The sequence below is a fragment of the Streptomyces sp. NPDC048331 genome (assembly GCF_043201215.1).
Classification (GTDB): Bacteria; Actinomycetota; Actinomycetes; order Streptomycetales; family Streptomycetaceae; genus Streptomyces.
The window spans coordinates 116,335-134,029 of the sequence record NZ_JBICYT010000007.1; the positions used below are offsets into that span (position 1 = coordinate 116,335).

The window sequence follows — 17,695 nt, forward strand, 5'->3', positions numbered from 1 at the left end:
CATGAATGCGTCAGAGGGGCCCGCTTCGGGCTGCTTCGGCGGTTTCCGGTCCAGGCCATTGGGGCATCCAGACCATGCGTGGGGCTAAGGAGGTTCCGGGGGTGGCGTTGATGGTGGCACAAGAAGTGCCCACGTCGTCGTGCATGGACGTACGCCATGGTCCTGCGGGCGTGGGCGAGGCAAGACACCGGATGCGCGAGCAACTGCGTATCAGCGGGGTGCCCGAATCGGTCGTGGACGATGCCGTACTGATCCTTTCCGAACTGCTCAGCAACGCCTGCCGACACGGCAGGCCGCTCGGTGCTCGGGAGGTCGGGGACGGGGAGATACGCGCCGCATGGCGCGTCGACAGAGCGGGTCGACTGACGGTCGAGGTCACGGACGGAGGCGGGCCCACCCGCCCGGTTCCTGCCACGCCCTCGGTCACCGCACGGGGCGGTCGGGGGCTGAACATCATCAGCGCCCTGGCCCAGGACTGGGGTGTCCGGGACGGAGCGGCGGGTGAGGTCACCGTGTGGGTGATCGTTGCCTGTGGGCCCCGGCACGACGATTTCGCTACGCGCGTTGCGCCCCCGGCGATCGACTTCAGCACGGCATTCGACGACCTCGATCCCTGAACCGGGATCCGCGATCGCCGACGAACACGACCGACCAACAGCACGACAGCAGCACAGTAGTACCGGTCATCCGCACAGGCGGCCGTCCGGGAGCGCACGCCGACCGTGCTCCCGGCCGCACCCAACCGGTTCCGGCGGTACGAACGGCTAGGCTCGCGCCCAGACACGACGCCGTACCGCCGCAACCGGGAGACACGCACGATGGCCAAGAAGCGCCCCGCAGCCAAGACTGCAAAGCCGCAGCTCAACAACGGTGAGATCCCCGTCGTGGGCGCCCGCGAGCCCTGTCCCTGCGGATCCGGCCGCCGCTACAAGGCCTGCCACGGCGCAGCCGCCGCGCACGCCGTCACCGAGCACGTGCGGCGCCCCTTCGAAGGACTGCCGGGCGAGTGCGACTGGGTCGCGCTGCGCGAGCTGGTGCCCGCCGCCACCGTCCCGCTGTCCCTCAAGGGTGGTCTGCCCGAGGGCGTCCCCTCCGTCACCCTGGTGACCGTACTGCCCATGGCGTGGCCGGCGCTGCGCCGCGAGGACGGGTCCGTCCTCCTCGGCCTGCAGAACGACTCGTCCTCCGGGGACCTCGGCCGCGACATGGCCGACACCCTGGAGCGTGCCCTCGTGGCGGAGCCCGGTACGCCGGTCGCCGCCCGTCGGGTTCCCGCCGAGGGTCCCCGACTTCAGGATCTCCTGGACGCCGACGGCGGTTTCGAGCCGGTTGTGCACACCGGCTTCGAATTCTGGATTCCGGAATCCGAGAACGCCCAGAACGCCTCGCCCGAGATCGCCGCCTCGCTGGAGCGCGCCAACGCGGCCGCCATTCCCACCGTCAAGCTGACCGGCGTGGACGCTGCCTACTGGTGCGAAACGCCGGACAAGAACCACCTGCGGTGGGTCATGCCGCACCCCGAGGAGAAGCTGCTCGACGCCCTCGCGCGACTGCACGCGGCCGGCACGTCCTCACTCGGCGAGGGCACGAAGCTCGTCGGCTCCTTCCGCGCCCACGGCCTGATGGTCCCGGTCTGGGACCTGCCCACCGGGGTCACGGCCGACGACGTCGAGAAGCCCGCTGCGGAGTTCGCCGAGCGGCTGGCCGGGGCTCTGGCCACGGACGCCCCGCTGACCACGGAGGAGCGTCGGGCGCGCGGCGGACTCACCAACCGCCAGGTGACGCTCAGCTGACGGAACGCCCGCGCGGAGCCGGTGACCGGAGTCACAACTCCCGCTAATCGTCTGCAAATCGGTGTCTGAATATCGGAGATCGAATTTGCGTACAGGCGATCTCTTGTTACCGTTCTTGTAGCCCGGTCGCTGGTGCATCCCCCGTCGCCAGCGACCGGGCCCTTGATTTTCCGGGTCCGATCAACGATCACCCGGCGCCGGTGAGTTGCTCCCGGACCTCAAGAGCAGTTCCCCTTCATCATCCGGAACTGCAAATTCCGCTACAGCCGAGTAACTCTCCGGGTCGCCTGCCGAAGCCTCCTTCGGCGTCTCGCACAAACCCGGTTCGTCCCCCGCGCCCACCGCGCACCGGATCTGGACCGTACGTCCGGCCGGACCCATCACCGTCAGCACCGCGTCCACAGCGCGACCACTTGTATTCCGGTAGTAACTCCGGCCCCACGTCTGACCTTCACCGGCCAACACACAGGTTTGCGCCTCCACTCCGTGCGGCGAGGACAACTCGGGGCCGCAGCGGGAATCCGTACGGGGTTGCTCGGCCGGCCCGGGCTGCTGCGGGTCGGCCGTCGGCGTCGAACGCGCGGGCGCGGCCGAGGACGTACGGGAGGAGTCGGAAAGGCCGAGCGCCGAGAACAGGCCGCCGCCTTTCCCGTCGTCCTGACCGGCAAAGTCCGGCCCGGCGATCGCGCCGGCGAGCGGGAGCGACAAGATGATCAACACACCGGCGCCGATACCGATCAGGCGGAGATTCATTCGCCGAACATAGCGAGGCGGGAATGGGGCACGGAGATCCCCGCGCCCAATTCCCTTGGAAACGCGTCCTGCTGGCACCCGTACGAGTGATCCTCACAGGCCCGGCAGGTCAGTACGCGAGCCTGCTGCCGCCACCGGGCGCACCGCTGCTGGCCTCGACCAGAGCGTCCACGACCGCCTCGATCTCAGGCAGCCAGAGCTTTCCCTCCGATGGCTGCGATGCCTGCGCGCGTACCTGTGCGTGCGCCCGCGCATCCGCCCTGGCCCGCGTCGAACGTGCCCGCGGCTGCCGCGCCGTCGACTGCGCGCGCGGCTCCCGTTCCCAACGCACCTGGCCACCGCTGGACGCGGCGGAGGGCGGCAGCAACAGGTAGCCGCCCTCACCGTGGAAGCGCAGGGAGGAGGGCACATGGTCCTTCGCGTACAGGATTTCGCCGAGCCGCTCCAGGGAGTAGGGCTCCACCAGCAACGCCCAGCGCGTGGGCGTGGCAACCACCGGACCGAGCCGCATGCCCTGCGCGTCCAGTCGTACGAGGGCGCGCGCGGCCGCGCCGGCCGGCAGGCTCACCGCGCACGGGGCGGTCCCGCCGGTGGCCATCAGGACGGGGGCGGTGGGCCGGTTGGTCCACCACCAGGTCACCATCCGGGGGTCGGTGGTGGCGGCGAGCAGGCCGGGGTCGAAGGGGTGCGCGCCGGGGACGGCGCAGTCGGGGTCGGGGCACGCACATCGCGTGCCGTCGGAGCCGGAACGGCCTACGCCGGGCAGGACGGGCCAGTTCCAGGTGCCGGCGCAGACGAGCGCCGCGTCGAGGAGATCGGACGAGCCGTCGCTCCGTGCCGGGTCGGGGCGCAGGAATTGAAAGCGATCGCGGAGCCGCTGGAGACGCCTTCCGAGGATCTCGCGCATGTGCGCTCGTTCCTTTCCGTTGAACGCCGAGGGGCCACATCACACCATGTAACCGGTGTCTCACCACACGTACAGGTTTCGCGTCACTGTCCGCCAGAAGCAGGTTCACACGGTTCGTGCAGTTTCTTACAGGTCCATCAAACGTCCCGCGGGGGTGGAGCGCGACCCGCGCCGGCCACCGACACCGGCGGCCGCCGCTAAGGACGACAGACCGCGCCGAGTGGTTCCCGGCGGCGCCAACTGGCCGCGTGCATCACCGAGTACGTACCCGAGGCCCCGCGGAGCCCGCTCAGTCGATCGCAAAAACCGACTGCTTCCCGCTTTTTCCGGCCAAGTTCTAGCCTTGGCTCGACCGTGAGTTGCGGCCCCACGGACACCAGGATTCCCACCTGGGCAATGCTGGACATGCATCCATGTGTGCGTGTAGATGTGGATTCCTTGATGGCGGCGCAGCACGATCTGGGGGTTTGCGATGCTATTTGGCGAATCGCACCAGGTGGAAAGGCGGACGCCATGAGCGCCCCGCATCTGCCGAAAGTGGCTGGAATCGATCCAGCAGTAACGGCGTCGCCGCACACTGCGGCGCCCACGCCCGCCCGGACCACCCCCGCACCGGCCCCTGCGCCCGGCGGCCCGGGCAGTGTCATCCAGGACCGGCTGGCGGGCATGGTCTCGGACCTCACCACCCTCCACGAGCTCACCGAACGCCTCGCTCGCACCGCTGATCTCGACACCTCGCTGCGCGAGTTCCTGCGCGCAGGAGCCACGCTCGTCGGCGCCCGCCGCGGGCTGATCGTCCTGGAGCCCTCCGACGGACTCGGCCCGACCAGCACGATCGGCCTCGGGCTCGGCCACGCGGAGCTCGGCCACATCGAGACCGTGCCGCGCAGCGCCACCTCCTACGGCCGGATCCTCGACGGCCTGCCCGACGCCCAGGGCGGCTCCGAGTTCCTCCCCGAGCCGGGCGCACCCCCCGGAACCGGGGGTTTCGCCGCCCCCGTGGACCCCCGCCACCGTGAGGTCGCCGCCCGACTCGGCTACGCCGCCAGCTACTCGCTCCCCCTCACCGCCGAGGCCACCGGCCGACTCGGCGCGGCCGTCTGGCTCTACGACGAGCAGGCCGAGCCGAACGACCGCCGGCGCGACCTCGTCGGGCTGTACGTGCGGCACGCCGCCGAGCACCTGGCCCGGATGCTGGAGGTGGAGCGCTCCCGCTCGCACCTGGCCACCGTCGCCGAGGAACTGCTGCCGAGCCGGCTCCCCCGGATCCCCGGGGTACAGCTCGCGGCCCGCCACCACACCGGGCCGCTCGGCGGGGGTGACTGGTACGACGCCCTGCCGCTGCCCGAGGGTGCCCTGGGCCTGGCCGTCGGCTCCGTCACCGGCTCCGGGCCGAGCGCCGTCGCCGCGATGGGGCGGCTGCGCGCCTCGCTGCGGGCCTACGCCGTCATGGAGGGCGAGGACCCGGTAGCGGTCCTGTCCGACCTGGAACTGTTGCTGCGCCTCACCGAGCCCGCCCGCTCCGCCACCGCGCTCTTCGCCTACTGCGAGCCTGCCGGGGGGCCGCAATCCACCGGCCAGGGCAGCAAGATCATCCTGGCCGGTGCCGGGCACACCCCGCCCCTGCTGATCGGCGAGCACCGCACCGAGTACGTGGAGACCTCGCTCTCCGCGCCCCTGGGCATGCTGTCCTGCTGGGAGGCGCCGAGCGTGGAGATCGAACCCGCACCCGGAGAAACGGTGCTTCTCTACACCGACGGGCTGCTGCACCACACGGGCGACCCGATGGACCGGGCCTACGCCCGGCTGCACGCCGCGGCCGCGGGGGCTCCCCGCAGCGTCCGCGAGGATCCGGCCGCCCTGTGCGAGCACATCCTGCGGACCGTGCTGCCCGGGGGGAACCCGACCGACGCACCCGAGGACATCGTGTTGCTCGCGGCCCGGTTCGAATGAGACCCGGAGCTGTTCCGAATCGTGACGGACGGCACGATTCGGAACAGCTCTCTTCCGCACACGCATACGATGGATGCGGTCCACACCCAGGTCCGTACCGTCGTAGCTGAGGAGAAGACGTGGCTGACGAGCTCACCCCGGAGACCCCGGAAGAAGAGCAGCCCAAGAAGACGCACAAGCAGCGCAAGAACGGTCTGTACCCGGGCGTCAGCGACGAGCTCGCCGAGAACATGCGCAGTGGCTGGGCCGACACCGAGTTGCACGGGCTGGAGCCCATCGCCCAGGCCACGCACACCCTCGCCCGCCGCGACGCGCTGTCCCGGCGCTTCCCCGGTGAGCGTCTCGTCGTCCCCGCGGGCCGCCTGAAGACCCGCTCGAACGACACCGAGTACCCCTTCCGGGCCTCGACCGAGTACGCGTACCTCACCGGCGACCAGACCGAGAACGGCGTCCTGGTCATGGAGCCCAGCGGGCCGGCCGGGCACACCGCCACCATCTACCTGCTGCCGCGCTCCGACCGCGAGAACGGCGAGTTCTGGCTGTCCGGCCAGGGCGAGCTGTGGGTCGGCCGCCGCCACTCCCTCACCGAGGCCGAGCAGCTCCTGGGCATCCCCGCGAAGGACGTCCGCGAGCTGGCCGAGGCCCTCACCGAGGCCGAGGGTCCCGTCCGCGCGGTGCGCGGGCACGACTCGGTGATCGAGTCCGCCCTCACCGACAAGGTGACCAAGGAGCGCGACGAGGAACTGCGCGTCTACCTCTCCGAGGCCCGCGCAGTGAAGGACACGTTCGAGATCGGCGAACTGCAGAAGGCCGTCGACTCCACCGTCCGCGGCTTCGAGGACGTCGTGAAGGTCCTCGACAAGGCGGAGGCCACCTCCGAGCGCTACATCGAGGGCACCTTCTTCCTGCGTGCCCGCGTCGAGGGCAACGACATCGGTTACGGCTCCATCTGCGCCGCCGGCCCGCACGCGTGCACCCTGCACTGGGTCCGCAACGACGGCGACGTCCGCTCCGGTGACCTGCTGCTGCTCGACGCCGGCGTGGAGACCCACTCCCTCTACACCGCCGATGTCACGCGCACCCTGCCGATCAACGGCACGTACACCGACATCCAGCGCAAGATCTACGACGCGGTCTACGAGTCCCAGGAAGCCGGCATCGCCGCGGTGAAGCCGGGTGCGAAGTTCCGCGACTTCCACGACGCCTCCCAGCACGTGCTGGCCGAGAAGCTCGTCGAGTGGGGCCTGCTGGAGGGCCCGGTCGAGCGGGTCCTAGAGCTGGGCCTGCAGCGCCGCTGGACCCTGCACGGCACCGGCCACATGCTCGGCATGGACGTCCACGACTGCGCCGCCGCGCGCACCGAGGCGTATGTCGAAGGCACCCTGGAGCCGGGCATGTGCCTCACCGTCGAGCCCGGTCTGTACTTCCAGGCCGACGACCTGACCGTGCCCGAGGAGTACCGCGGGATCGGCGTCCGGATCGAGGACGACATCCTCGTCACCGAGGACGGCAACAGGAACCTCTCCGCGGGTCTGCCCCGCACCTCGACCGACGTCGAGGCCTGGATGGCGCGCCTGAAGGGCTGACGCCCGCGCGTCGCGCACCGATGGGCGGGACTCCTCCACGGGTCCCGCCCATCGGCGTTCCCAGGACACCCGGGACACCTACGGCATCCACGACGTCTACGACACCTTCAGGAGCGCGTCGTCGCGCCACTTCAGCATCTTGTCGAAGCTCACCACCGCACCGCGGCCCGGCCGGTTGCGGAAGCGGACGTGGTCGGCGAGTTCGGCGATCAGGTGCAGGCCCCGGCCGTGTTCGGCCAGGGAGGGTCTGCGGCGGGCCACCGTCGCGGGCGGGAACCCCGGACCGGAATCGGTCACCTCGATGCGGCAGCAATCCCCGTCCAGATAGGCCGTGACGTGGTACGCCTCGGTATCGTCCGGGATTTCGCCACCTCCGCCGTGCTCCACCGCGTTCGCACACGCCTCGCTCAGTGCCACCGAGAGTTCGAAGGAGATGTCAGGGTCCACCCCCGCGGTCTCCATCGTCCCCAGCAGCAGCCGCCGGGCGAGCGGCACGCTCGCGGCTTCGCGCCTCAAGTGGAGAGACCACCAGATGCTCATACGGTTACGTATTGCCGCCCGCGAGGGGGCGTAAGCGCTCTGCGACCGTCCGACACCTCAATACGCCCGTCCGGCCGATGCGGCTCTCCCGGGGAGCGGTGTATACGGCCGCACCCGGCGGTCCCGAACGCGCCTCGCACACAGGACTCATGCGGACCTTCCGGACCTGCCGTATGAGGGGCCCGGGTCCAGTGCGATGATGGCCCGGCCATGTCCGACCCCCACGCGACGCATGCCGGAGCCGGCCTCCGACTGATCCGGGCCGCGGTGTTCACCGCGGTCTGTGTCGTGCTGTCCGCGATCGGGCACGCCCTGGCGTCCTGCGCCACCGTGCCCTGGTGGTCCCTGTGCTTCGGCTTCGTCGCCGTCTTCGCGGTCGCCGCCGCGCTCGCCGGCCGTCGGCGCACGCTGCCGGGCATCGCCGCCTCGCTCGCCGCGGGACAACTCGGCCTGCACGCGATGTTCGGCCTCGGCCAGCACAGCGCCGCGGCCGCGCAGGCACCGGCGGGCACCGCCGACGCCTCGCTCGCCGAGCTCGCCGCACGGCTGGTCTGCGGGGGCAACTCCGTACCGCTCAGCGCGGCCGACGCCCGGCAGATCCTGGAAGCCGCGGGCCTGAACCCGGCCGCCCTGGCCGAGCAGACGGCACAGGCCGCTCAGACCGGGCAGGTCGTGGCACAGGGACACGAAGCGCACGCGCACGTGGCCCAGGCCGTCACCATGGCCCCCGCGACCGGCCTGTTCAGCCCGGCCATGCTGGCGGGCCACCTGCTGGCCGCGCTCGCCGCGGGCTGGCTGCTCGGTCGCGGAGACGCCGCGCTCTTCCGGCTGGTCGAGCTGTCCCGTCGCTCCGCCGGAGCCGCTCCGATACGTCCGCTGCGCGCCGCCCTCGTCCTCGTACGCGCCCTCGGCGCCGGGCTCCCGAGCGCGGCCCCCCGTACCCCGCAGGGCCTGCGGACCGGGTCCGACCCCGCCCGCCACACGGGGCGGGAAGCACTGCAGCACACGGTGATCCGGCGCGGCCCACCCATGGCACTCGCCCTCGCAGCCTGACGCGGCACCCTCCTTCCCGGACACCCGGCGGGACACCGGTGCCGCGAACTCCGTGCGCGCCCGTGCCCGGAGCAACCGCCACCACCGCTTCCGTGGAGTGTTCCTGTCATGAAGACCTCTCGCGTCTCCATCGCCGCCGCCATCGCCGCCGGTGCCGTCCTCGTCCTCTCCGGCCCCGCCTTCGCCCACGTCGGCGTGCAGCCCGCCGGTGAGGCGGCCAAGGGCGGCTACGCGACGATCAACTTCAAGGTCCCCAACGAGCGGGACAACGCGTCGACCACCCAGCTGGAGGTCAACTTCCCGATCGACCAGCCGCTCAGCTCCGTCATGCCGCAGGACGTTCCCGGCTGGACCGTGAAGGTCGAGACGAGCGACCTCGACAAGCCGCTCACCGTGCACGGCAAGCAGATCACCAAGGCCGTCACCAAGGTGACCTGGTCCGGCGGCAAGATCGAGCCCGGCAAGTTCCAGCAGTTCCCGCTCTCCGTGGGCAAGCTGCCCGAGAACGTCGACCAGATGGTCTTCAAGTCCATCCAGACGTACGACAACGGCGAGATCGTCCGCTGGATCGAGGAGGCCAAGGACGGCGCCGCGGAGCCGCAGACCCCCGCGCCCGTCCTGAAGCTGACCGCCCCCAAGGGCGACGACCACCACGACAGCGGTGCGAAGGCCGACGAGCCGAAGAACGCCGACAAGGACGCCGAACACGGCCACGCCAAAGCCACCGCCGAACACGGCTCCGACACCACCGCGCGCGTCCTCGGCATCGCCGGCATCGTCGTCGGGCTCGGCGGTGTCGCCTTCGGCATCGCCTCGCGCCGCCGCTCCGCCTGACCTGCCGCGCCCATCGGCGCCGTCGTTCCGAAACGTCCGTAGCACCCCCGATCCCAGGGACATTTCTTCATGCGCACCACACGTGTGACGGTCGCCGCGCTGCTCGCGGCGGCCGTACTCACCCTGACCGCCTGCGGCGGTGAGTCCGCCAAGCCCGGCGGGGTCACCCAGATCTCCGGCGGTCAGAGCACCGACAAGGCCGCGACCCTCCTGGACCGCCCCTTCACCAAGCCGGAGCTCGTCCTCACGGACACCACCGGCAAGCCGTGGAACCTGCGTGAGCAGACCAAGGGCAAGCCCACGCTGATCTACTTCGGCTACACCAACTGCCCCGACGTGTGCCCGCTGACGATGAGCAACATCGCGGTCGCCAAGAAGGCGCTCCCCAAGGCCGACCAGGACAACCTCCGGGTCGTCTTCGTCACCACCGACCCCGAGCGGGACACTCCCGAGTCCCTCGCCGCGTGGCTCAAGTCGCAGGACCCGTCCTTCGTCGGACTCACCGGGGACTTCGCCACCATCCAGGCCGCCGCGCGCACGCTCGGCATCGGCATCGACCCCGCGACGAAGGACGCCGACGGCGACGTCGTCTCCATGCACGGCGCCCAGGTCATCGCGTTCTCGCCCAAGACCGACGAGGGTTACGTCCTCTACGGCGAGGGCACCACCGTCGACGACTACACCAAGGACCTGCCGAAGCTGATCAAGGGGGAGAACCCGTGAACGCCCGCACCACCCGCTCCCTCGCCGCCGCCCTCTCCCTGACGGCACTGCTCGCCATATCCGGCTGCGCGGGCGAGGCCGAGCCGAAGATGACCGTCAGCGGCGCCTTCATGCCCGAACCCGTGAACGACAAGATGGCCGGCGGGTTCCTGGTCATCAAGAACGGCTCCGAGACCGCCGACAAGCTCACCGGCGCCACCTCCTCGCTCTCCGACGATCTTCAGATCCACGAGACCAAGGACCAGAAGATGCAGCAGGTCCAGTCGATGGACGTGCCGGCGAACGGCGAGCTCCGGCTGGAGCGCGGCGGCAACCACATCATGTTCATGGGCCTCAAGAGCACTCCCAAGGTCGGCGACAAGGTCAGCGTCGAGCTCCGCTTCGAGAAGGCCGGTCCGGTCAAGGTCGAGCTGGACGTGAAGGACCGGACGTACAACGCCCAGGCTCCGGCGGCCACATCCGGCAACCACCACTGACGGACCGAGGAGCTCACGCCATGACGGCCACCGTCCCCGCCCCCTCCACGGCCCGCGTCCGTGCCACGGCATTCCTGCCGCGGCTCGCGCTGGTCCTCGCGGCCCTGCTGGCAGCCCTGTTCACCGCGGCCTCACCGGCCACGGCGCACGCCGCACTCACCGCGAGCGACCCCAAGGACGGGGCGGTGGTCGCCACGGCGCCCGCCCAGGTCACTCTCTCCTTCTCGGAGCAGGTCGCCATGGGCGACGACTCGATCCGCGTCCTGGACCCCCAGGGCAAACGCGTGGACACCGGCGAGCTGCGCGACATGTGCAGCGGGAGCATCGTCCGCTACGGCACCGCCCTGCACGCCGGACTGCCGAACGGCACCTACACCGTCGCCTGGCAGGCCGTCTCGGCCGACAGCCATCCGATCTCCGGCGCCTTCACCTTCTCCATCGGCGCACCTTCGGCCACCGATGTCTCCCTGCCCACCACGCGGGCCGGCGGCGGCCCCGTCGGCATCGCCTACGGGATCGCCCGCTACGCCGCCTACGCCGGGTTCACCGTCCTTGTGGGCGGCGCCGCCTTCATCCTGCTGTGCTGGCGCCGGGGCGCCGCCGAACGACCGCTCCAGAAGCTCGTCGTGCGCGCCTGGGTCACCCTGACCGCGGCCACCCTCGCCATGCTGGTGCTGCGGACCCCGTACACCGGGTCCGGGAACTTCTCCGACGTGTTCGACCTCGACGGGCTCCGGGCCGTCCTGCAGACCAAGACCGGGGCCTCGCTCGTCTCCAGGCTTCTCCTGCTGGGGGCTGCCGCCCTGTTCGTCGCGGTCCTCTTCGGTGTCTACGCACGCCGTGTGGCCGGCTCCGGACCCGATGAGTCCGACGGGGCCGACCAGGCCGACGGGTCCGACCAGGCCGACGGGTCCGCCGAGGCCGATGAGATCGACAGGCCGGACGACACCAGCGATCTCACCTTCGGGTTGGCCATAGGCGGAGCCGTCGTGGCCGGCGGTATCGCCGCTACGTGGGCCCTCTCCGAGCACGCCTCCACCGGTGTCCAGCCCGGTATCGCCATGCCCGCGGACATCCTGCACCTGATGGCCGTCGCCACGTGGCTCGGCGGTCTCGCCGCGCTGCTCGTCGCCCTGCACAAGGTCCCCAAGATCGAGCGCGCTGCCGTCCGGCGCTTCTCCCGGGTCGCGTTCGTCAGCGTCCTGGTACTCGCCGTCACCGGCGTCTACCAGTCCTGGCGCCAGCTCGGCAGCTGGTCCGCCCTCACCGGCACCGACTACGGGCAGTTGCTGCTCCTGAAGGTCGGCCTGGTCGCCGTTCTCCTCGGCATCGCCTACGTGTCCCGCAAGTGGACCGCACGGCTCGCCGAGGCCTCCACGGACGACGAGGTCGCCGTAGCGGCCCGGGTGGCCGTGGGGCCGACCGCCGATGATGTTTCACGTGAAACCGCGCCGGGTGCCGTCTCCGAAAGCTCCTCCGGTGTTTCACGTGAAACAGAGCCCGTGGCCGTCCCCACGGACCCGAAGCGGGCCGCCCAGCTCGCCCGGCAGCGGGCCGCACGCGAAAGCGCGCGGGAGAAGCGGGTTCGAAACGCCGACCCGGAGCGCGCCGGCCTGCGCCGCTCCGTCCTCGCCGAAGCGGCCATCGCCGTGATCCTGCTGGCCGTCACCACCGTGCTCACCGGCACCGAGCCCGGACGGACCGTGGAACAGGAAGCGGGCCGCGCTTCCACCACCACCGCCGTACCCGACCGCGCCGTCAAGATCACCCTGCCTTTCGACACCGGCGGCCCGAACGGCAGGGGGTCCGTCCGACTCGAACTCGACCCGGGACGGGTCGGCGCGAACACCCTGCACCTGTGGTCCGAATCCGCCGACGGCACCCCCTTCGACCTCCCCGAGGTCAAGGTCGCCTTCACCCTCCCCGCCAAGGACATCGGCCCCCTGCCGCTCGTCCCCGAGAGGGCCGCCCCCGGACACTGGACCGCTTCCGGCGTCCAACTGCCGCTCGCGGGTGAATGGCGCATCGACGTGACCGTCCGCACCTCCGACATCGACCAGACCACCGTCCAGAAGACTGTGAAGATCGGCTGACCAGCGTGACCGAGACCAACCCCGACATCGAGATCTCCCGACGCAGGCTGCTGGGTACCGTCGGTGCCGCGGGCGCCGTCGGGATCGCCCTCGGCGGCACCGTCGGCGCCCTGGCGAACTCCGCACTGGACGGCTCCGGGAGCGGCTCCGCCCACGGAGCGGCCGGCAGTCTGGCCTCCCTCGGGGCCACCCAGGTCGCCTTCGACGGAGACCACCAGGCCGGCATCACCACCCCGCTGCAGGCCAAGGGGCATCTCGTCGCCTTCGACCTCACCGCCGGGGCGAGCCGTACGGAGGCCGCCGCGCTGCTGCGACGCTGGTCCGACACCGCCCGGCGGCTGATGGCGGGCGAGCCCGCCTCGACCTCGGACAGCGGGATCGCGCTGGACGCGGGACCGTCCTCCCTCACCGTCACCTTCGGCTTCGGCCACTCCTTCTTCGAGCGCACCGGCCTGACCGCACGCCGTCCGGCGGCCCTCGACCCGCTGCCGGACTTCTCCTCGGACCGGCTGGACGCCCAGCGCAGCAACGGCGACCTGTGGGTCCAGATCGGCGCCGACGACGGCCTCGTCGCCTTCCACGCGCTGCGCGCCCTGCAGAAGGACGCCGGGGAGGCCGCCCGCGTCCGCTGGCAGATGAACGGCTTCAACCGGTCTCCCGGCGCCACCGGCACCCCGATGACCGCCCGCAACCTGATGGGCCAGATCGACGGCACCGGCAACCCGAAGCGCTCGGAGCCCGACTTCGACAAGCGGATCTTCGTGCCCGGGAGCGGCCCCGGCCCCGCCGAGCACGCCTGGATGGCCGGAGGCTCGTACGCCGTCGTCCGCCGCATCCGGATGCTCCTCGACGACTGGGACAAGCAGTCCCTCGCGCAGCAGGAGCAGGTCATCGGGCGTACGAAGGCCACGGGCGCCCCTCTGACCGGCGGCGGCGAGACCACTGAGATGGCGCTCGACAAGCTCGGAGCCGACGGGAAGCCCGTCATCCCGGCCAACGCGCACGCCCGGATCTCCGCCCCCGAGCAGAACGGCGGGGCCGCCATGCTGCGGCGGCCCTTCTCCTTCCACGACGGGATCGGTCCCGACGGCGCTCCCGACGCCGGGCTCCTCTTCGTCTGCTGGCAGGCCGATCCGCTGCGCGGATTCGTACCCGTTCAGCGCAAGCTCGACCGCGGCGACGCGCTGTCGCAGTTCATCCGGCACGAGTCCAGCGGCCTGTACGCGGTTCCGCCCGGCCCCCGCAGCGGCGAGTACGTGGGGCAGCGGCTGCTCGAAGGATGAACAGCGATCCGGCGGGCGGCACCCCGGCATTAGGCTGATCGCATGTCAGCCACCCGCTTCACGTATCTCGGTCCCGAGGGCACCTTCACCGAGGCCGCCCTGCGCACCCTGCCGGAAGCCGCGACCCGCGAACTCGTCCCGATGGTGTCGGTCCCGGCCGCCCTGGACGCCGTGCGCAACGGTGAGGCGGCCGCTGCCCTCGTCCCGATCGAGAACTCGGTGGAGGGCGGAGTCACCGCCACCCTCGACGAGCTGGCCTCGGGCGAACCGCTGATGATCTACCGCGAGGTGCTGCTTCCCATCACCTTCGCGCTGCTCGTGCGGCCCGGCACCGCCCTGTCGGACGTCAAGACCGTCACCGGGCACCCGGTCGCCCAGCCGCAGGTGCGGAACTGGCTGCGGGCGAACCTGCCCGACGCGGTGTGGGAGTCGGCCGCCTCGAACGCCGACGGCGCCCGGCTGGTCCAAGAGGGCCGCTTCGACGCCGCCTTCGCGGGTGAGTTCGCCGCCGCCACCTACGGGCTCGTTCCGCTGGTGACCGAGATCCACGACGCGGAGAACGCCGAGACCCGGTTCGTCCTGGTCGGACGCCCCGCCCGGCCGGCCGCACCGACCGGCGCGGACAAGACCTCCGTCGTGCTGTGGCTCGGCGACGACCACCCCGGTGCGCTGCTGGAGCTCCTTCAGGAGTTCGCGGTCCGTGGGGTGAACCTGATGCTGATCCAGTCCCGTCCGACCGGACAGGGCATCGGCAACTACTGCTTCGCCGTCGACGCCGAGGGCCACATCTCCGACCGACGGGTCAGCGAGGCGCTGATGGGCCTCAAACGGACCTGCCCCCAGGTCCGCTTCCTCGGTTCCTACCCGCGCGCCGGTGTCGCTCAGAGTGATGTCCGGGCTCCTCGGCACGGGACCTCGGACGGTGACTTCACGGCCGCCTCCGACTGGCTGGGGCGTTGCCTCGACGGGCGGGCGTAGCACCGCCGTCCACTGTCCACAGAGTTATCCACAGGCAGAGATGGGGACCTGGGGACAAGTCGACAGAACGGCGCGACAAGGTCGACAAATCGCCCGGGTGGCTCAGGTTTCGCTCTGGGGAGCGGCAGGTGAACGGTGTCACCTCCGCATCACCGATCAACTCTTTGGGGCGAGGCATTCCCACCCGAATGAGTGTGTGAGGGTGGTTTGAACCTTGATTCGTCTCGACCACCCACCGATCAGGAATGATCTATTCCTGTGTCCACAGAGGCAGCGCACAGCCTGTGGATAAGCTGCGGATCACGGCAATTCCTGTGGACAAGAAGCCCCTCCGGCCCCTGCTCAGGGCGCGTCCGACCGTCGGCATTCTGCCCCTTTTCAGGGAATGGGCCGCTTTTATTGACGCTTCGAGAAGGGCCACTTCCGGTCAGCCGGCGAGACTTATCCATTCGCCGCAATTAGGACATAGCGACACGCAGCGTGATATCGGTGTGATCCCAGGAAGCCCGGCCCGGTAGCCTGGAGGGGTGATTGACCTCCGGCTGCTCCGTGAAGACCCTGACCGTGTCCGCGCCTCGCAGCGCGCCCGTGGAGAGGACGTCGAACTCGTCGACGCGCTGCTCTCCGCCGACGAGCGCCGCAGGTCCTCCGGCATGCGCTTCGACGAACTGCGCAATGAGCAGAAGTCGCTCGGCAAGCTCATTCCGAAGGCCTCTCCGGAGGAGCGGGCGGAGCTGCTGAAGAAGGCCGAGCAGCTCAAGCAGGACGTCAAGGGCGCCGAGGCCGAGCAGAACGAGGCCGACGAAGCCGCCAAGCGCCTTCTCCTCCAGCTCGGCAACATCGTTCACGAGGACGTTCCGGTCGGCGGCGAAGAGGACTTCACCGTCCTGGAGACGCACGGCACCATCCGTGATTTCGCCGCCGAGGGCTTCGAGCCCAAGGACCACCTGGAACTCGGCGAGCTGCTGGGTGCCATCGACGTCGAGCGCGGCGCCAAGGTGTCGGGCTCGCGCTTCTACTACCTGACCGGTGTGGGCGCCCTCCTGGAGCTGGCGCTGGTCAACGCGGCCATCGCGCAGGCCACCGAGGCCGGCTTCATCCCCATGCTGACCCCCGCCCTGGTCCGCCCGCGCGCCATGGAGGGCACCGGCTTCCTCGGCCAGGCCGCCGAGAACGTGTACCACCTGGAGAAGGACGACTACTACCTGGTCGGCACCTCCGAGGTCCCCCTCGCCGCGTACCACATGGACGAGATCATCGACGCCGAGAAGCTGCCGCTGCGGTACGCCGGCTTCTCCCCGTGCTTCCGCCGCGAGGCCGGCACGTACGGCAAGGACACCCGCGGCATCTTCCGCGTCCACCAGTTCGACAAGGTCGAGATGTTCTCCTACGTCGCGCCGGAGGAGGCCGAGGCCGAGCACCAGCGGCTCCTGGAATGGGAGAAGCAGTGGCTGACCGGGCTGGAGCTGCCGTTCCAGGTGATCGACGTCGCCACCGGTGACCTCGGAGCCTCCGCCTCGCGCAAGTTCGACTGCGAGGCGTGGATCCCCACCCAGGGCAAGTACCGCGAGCTGACCTCGGCCTCGAACTGCGACAGCTTCCAGGCCCGTCGCCTGTCGATCCGCTACCGCGACGGCAAGAAGACCCAGCCGCTGTCCACGCTGAACGGCACGCTGTGCGCCGTGCCGCGCACGATCGTCGCGATCCTCGAGAACCACCAGCAGCCCGACGGTTCGGTACGAGTGCCGCAGGTGCTCCGCCCCTACCTCGGCGGCCGCGAGGTCCTGGAGCCGATCGCCAAGTGAGCCCGGCCCCGTTCCCGTACAAGCTCGTCGCGACCGATCTCGACGGCACGCTGCTGCGTAGCGACGACACCGTCTCGGAACGCACCCGTGAAGCGCTCGTCGCGGCCACCGCAGCGGGCGCGGCGCACATCGTCGTCACCGGTCGGGCCGTGCCCTGGACCCGGCACGTACTGGACGATCTCGGCTACAAGGGGATCGCCGTGTGCGGGCAGGGCGCGCAGGTCTACGACGCGGGTGCGCACCGACTGCTGACCTCGGTGACGCTGGACCGGCAGCTGGCCGGTCTGGCGCTGTCGAAGCTGGAGGCCGAGATCGGCCCGCTGGCCCTGGCCGCGAGCCGGGACGGGGTGGACGGCGAGGTCCTGTTCGGGCCCGGGTACCAGGTGCAGGAAGGCGGCCTCCCGGCCCGCTACCTGGAGGATGCCAAGGCGCTCTGGACGGCTCCGCTGAACAAGCTCTACATCCAGCACCCGGAGCTGGACGACGACGCGCTCGTCAAGGTGGCCCGGGAAACGGTGGGCAGCCTGGTCGACATCGTCATGGCGGGTCCCGGCATAGTCGAGATCCTGCCGTTGGGTCTGACCAAGGCCACGGGCCTGTCGCTGGCCGCGCGCCGGCTGAAGGTGAAGGCGGCGGAGACGATCGCCTTCGGTGACATGCCGAACGACATCCCGATGTTCGGCTGGGCCGCGCACGGAGTGGCGATGGCCCATGCCCATGCCGAGCTCAAGGCCGTGGCCGACGAGGTGACGACCTCCAACGACGAGGACGGCATCGCGGTGGTGCTGGAGCGTCTGCTGGGCGCCGCGTAACGCGCACGACGGAGAAGAGAGGTCCGGGACAGCCCGCGCCGCAAGGCGCGCTCGAAGTGGCTGCCCCGGACCTTTTGTTGCTCCCCGCACCACTCACTCTGCACCG

General features: G+C 70.6%; 15 protein-coding genes and 1 pseudogene. 13 read left to right on the top strand and 3 right to left on the bottom strand.

The genetic code is table 11. The features are described 5' to 3' along the window. Positions 1 to 30 precede the first annotated feature (30 nt). Both ACGFYY_RS13565 and ACGFYY_RS13570 read left to right on the top strand, forming a co-directional pair. A pseudogene (locus ACGFYY_RS13565) lies at positions 31 to 617 on the top strand (ATP-binding protein). Positions 618 to 818: 201 nt separating this feature from the next. Then, positions 819 to 1,793 carry a DUF5926 family protein gene (locus ACGFYY_RS13570; RefSeq protein WP_266483653.1) on the top strand — a complete coding sequence of 325 codons (975 nt, stop codon included), beginning with the start codon at positions 819 to 821 and terminating at the stop codon, positions 1,791 to 1,793. Positions 1,794 to 1,973: 180 nt separating this feature from the next. Here the strand turns inward: ACGFYY_RS13570 and ACGFYY_RS13575 are convergent, their stop codons facing one another. Together ACGFYY_RS13575 and ACGFYY_RS13580 are read right to left on the bottom strand one after the other, a co-directional pair. Next, a complete protein-coding gene (locus ACGFYY_RS13575; protein WP_393709095.1) occupies positions 1,974 to 2,546 on the bottom strand; it encodes a hypothetical protein in 573 nt (190 codons plus the stop codon). A 109-nt stretch (positions 2,547 to 2,655) separates the two neighbouring features. Next, positions 2,656 to 3,453 carry a bifunctional DNA primase/polymerase gene (locus ACGFYY_RS13580; RefSeq protein WP_393709097.1) on the bottom strand — a complete coding sequence of 266 codons (798 nt, stop codon included), beginning with the start codon at positions 3,451 to 3,453 and terminating at the stop codon, positions 2,656 to 2,658. 396 nt (positions 3,454 to 3,849) lie between these two features. On the opposite strand from ACGFYY_RS13580, the gene ACGFYY_RS13585 reads away from it, so the two are divergent. Together ACGFYY_RS13585 and ACGFYY_RS13590 are read left to right on the top strand one after the other, a co-directional pair. Further along, a complete protein-coding gene (locus ACGFYY_RS13585; RefSeq protein ID WP_393709099.1) occupies positions 3,850 to 5,406 on the top strand; it encodes a PP2C family protein-serine/threonine phosphatase in 1,557 nt (518 codons plus the stop codon). Positions 5,407 to 5,525: 119 nt separating this feature from the next. Further along, complete coding sequence (locus ACGFYY_RS13590) at positions 5,526 to 6,992, top strand: aminopeptidase P family protein (RefSeq protein ID WP_393709101.1); 1,467 nt, start codon at positions 5,526 to 5,528, stop codon at positions 6,990 to 6,992. A gap of 96 nt (positions 6,993 to 7,088) precedes the next feature. Here the strand turns inward: ACGFYY_RS13590 and ACGFYY_RS13595 are convergent, their stop codons facing one another. After that, positions 7,089 to 7,532, bottom strand: coding sequence for an ATP-binding protein (locus ACGFYY_RS13595; RefSeq protein WP_365264904.1), 444 nt, complete (start codon positions 7,530 to 7,532; stop codon positions 7,089 to 7,091). A gap of 210 nt (positions 7,533 to 7,742) precedes the next feature. Between ACGFYY_RS13595 and ACGFYY_RS13600 the strand changes: the two genes are divergently transcribed. The 9 genes from ACGFYY_RS13600 to ACGFYY_RS13640 all read left to right on the top strand — a co-directional run bounded on the left by ACGFYY_RS13600 (position 7,743) and on the right by ACGFYY_RS13640 (position 17,589). Then, positions 7,743 to 8,585 (top strand): hypothetical protein, encoded by an 843-nt coding sequence (locus ACGFYY_RS13600; protein ID WP_393709103.1) that lies wholly within the window; start codon positions 7,743 to 7,745, stop codon positions 8,583 to 8,585. Positions 8,586 to 8,693: 108 nt separating this feature from the next. Then, the gene (locus ACGFYY_RS13605) at positions 8,694 to 9,419 is read left to right on the top strand and encodes a YcnI family protein (RefSeq protein WP_393709105.1); all 726 of its coding nucleotides are present in this window, start codon (positions 8,694 to 8,696) and stop codon (positions 9,417 to 9,419) included. A 69-nt stretch (positions 9,420 to 9,488) separates the two neighbouring features. Next, complete coding sequence (locus ACGFYY_RS13610) at positions 9,489 to 10,142, top strand: SCO family protein (RefSeq protein ID WP_393709107.1); 654 nt, start codon at positions 9,489 to 9,491, stop codon at positions 10,140 to 10,142. After that, a complete protein-coding gene (locus ACGFYY_RS13615) occupies positions 10,139 to 10,618 on the top strand; it encodes a copper chaperone PCu(A)C (protein WP_365264896.1) in 480 nt (159 codons plus the stop codon). Before ACGFYY_RS13610 ends, ACGFYY_RS13615 begins: the two co-directional genes overlap by 4 nt. A 20-nt stretch (positions 10,619 to 10,638) precedes the next feature. After that, complete coding sequence (locus tag ACGFYY_RS13620) at positions 10,639 to 12,711, top strand: copper resistance protein CopC (protein ID WP_393709110.1); 2,073 nt, start codon at positions 10,639 to 10,641, stop codon at positions 12,709 to 12,711. A 5-nt stretch (positions 12,712 to 12,716) separates the two neighbouring features. Next, positions 12,717 to 13,994 (top strand): iron uptake transporter deferrochelatase/peroxidase subunit, encoded by a 1,278-nt coding sequence (gene efeB / locus ACGFYY_RS13625; RefSeq protein ID WP_393709112.1) that lies wholly within the window; start codon positions 12,717 to 12,719, stop codon positions 13,992 to 13,994. Positions 13,995 to 14,036: 42 nt separating this feature from the next. Further along, positions 14,037 to 14,972: a prephenate dehydratase gene (gene pheA, locus ACGFYY_RS13630; protein WP_109779336.1), complete on the top strand. Its 936-nt coding sequence runs from the start codon at positions 14,037 to 14,039 to the stop codon at positions 14,970 to 14,972. A gap of 527 nt (positions 14,973 to 15,499) precedes the next feature. Continuing rightward, positions 15,500 to 16,777 carry a serine--tRNA ligase gene (gene serS, locus ACGFYY_RS13635; RefSeq protein ID WP_365264888.1) on the top strand — a complete coding sequence of 426 codons (1,278 nt, stop codon included), beginning with the start codon at positions 15,500 to 15,502 and terminating at the stop codon, positions 16,775 to 16,777. Next, complete coding sequence (locus ACGFYY_RS13640) at positions 16,774 to 17,589, top strand: HAD family hydrolase (protein WP_393709115.1); 816 nt, start codon at positions 16,774 to 16,776, stop codon at positions 17,587 to 17,589. Before serS ends, ACGFYY_RS13640 begins: the two co-directional genes overlap by 4 nt. Positions 17,590 to 17,695 lie beyond the last annotated feature (106 nt).

What these genes read in the sequence shown, in the direction of transcription:
- ACGFYY_RS13595 (WP_365264904.1), bottom strand. Translation starts at nt 7,532, where the DNA reads ATGAGCATCTGGTGGTCTCTCCACTTGAGGCGCGAAGCCGCGAGCGTG.
- ACGFYY_RS13585 (WP_393709099.1), top strand. Translation starts at nt 3,850, where the DNA reads ATGCTGGACATGCATCCATGTGTGCGTGTAGATGTGGATTCCTTGATG.
- ACGFYY_RS13610 (WP_393709107.1), top strand. Translation starts at nt 9,489, where the DNA reads ATGCGCACCACACGTGTGACGGTCGCCGCGCTGCTCGCGGCGGCCGTA.
- ACGFYY_RS13605 (WP_393709105.1), top strand. Translation starts at nt 8,694, where the DNA reads ATGAAGACCTCTCGCGTCTCCATCGCCGCCGCCATCGCCGCCGGTGCC.
- ACGFYY_RS13620 (WP_393709110.1), top strand. Translation starts at nt 10,639, where the DNA reads ATGACGGCCACCGTCCCCGCCCCCTCCACGGCCCGCGTCCGTGCCACG.
- pheA (WP_109779336.1), top strand. Translation starts at nt 14,037, where the DNA reads ATGTCAGCCACCCGCTTCACGTATCTCGGTCCCGAGGGCACCTTCACC.
- ACGFYY_RS13575 (WP_393709095.1), bottom strand. Translation starts at nt 2,546, where the DNA reads ATGAATCTCCGCCTGATCGGTATCGGCGCCGGTGTGTTGATCATCTTG.
- ACGFYY_RS13580 (WP_393709097.1), bottom strand. Translation starts at nt 3,453, where the DNA reads ATGCGCGAGATCCTCGGAAGGCGTCTCCAGCGGCTCCGCGATCGCTTT.
- ACGFYY_RS13570 (WP_266483653.1), top strand. Translation starts at nt 819, where the DNA reads ATGGCCAAGAAGCGCCCCGCAGCCAAGACTGCAAAGCCGCAGCTCAAC.
- ACGFYY_RS13600 (WP_393709103.1), top strand. Translation starts at nt 7,743, where the DNA reads ATGTCCGACCCCCACGCGACGCATGCCGGAGCCGGCCTCCGACTGATC.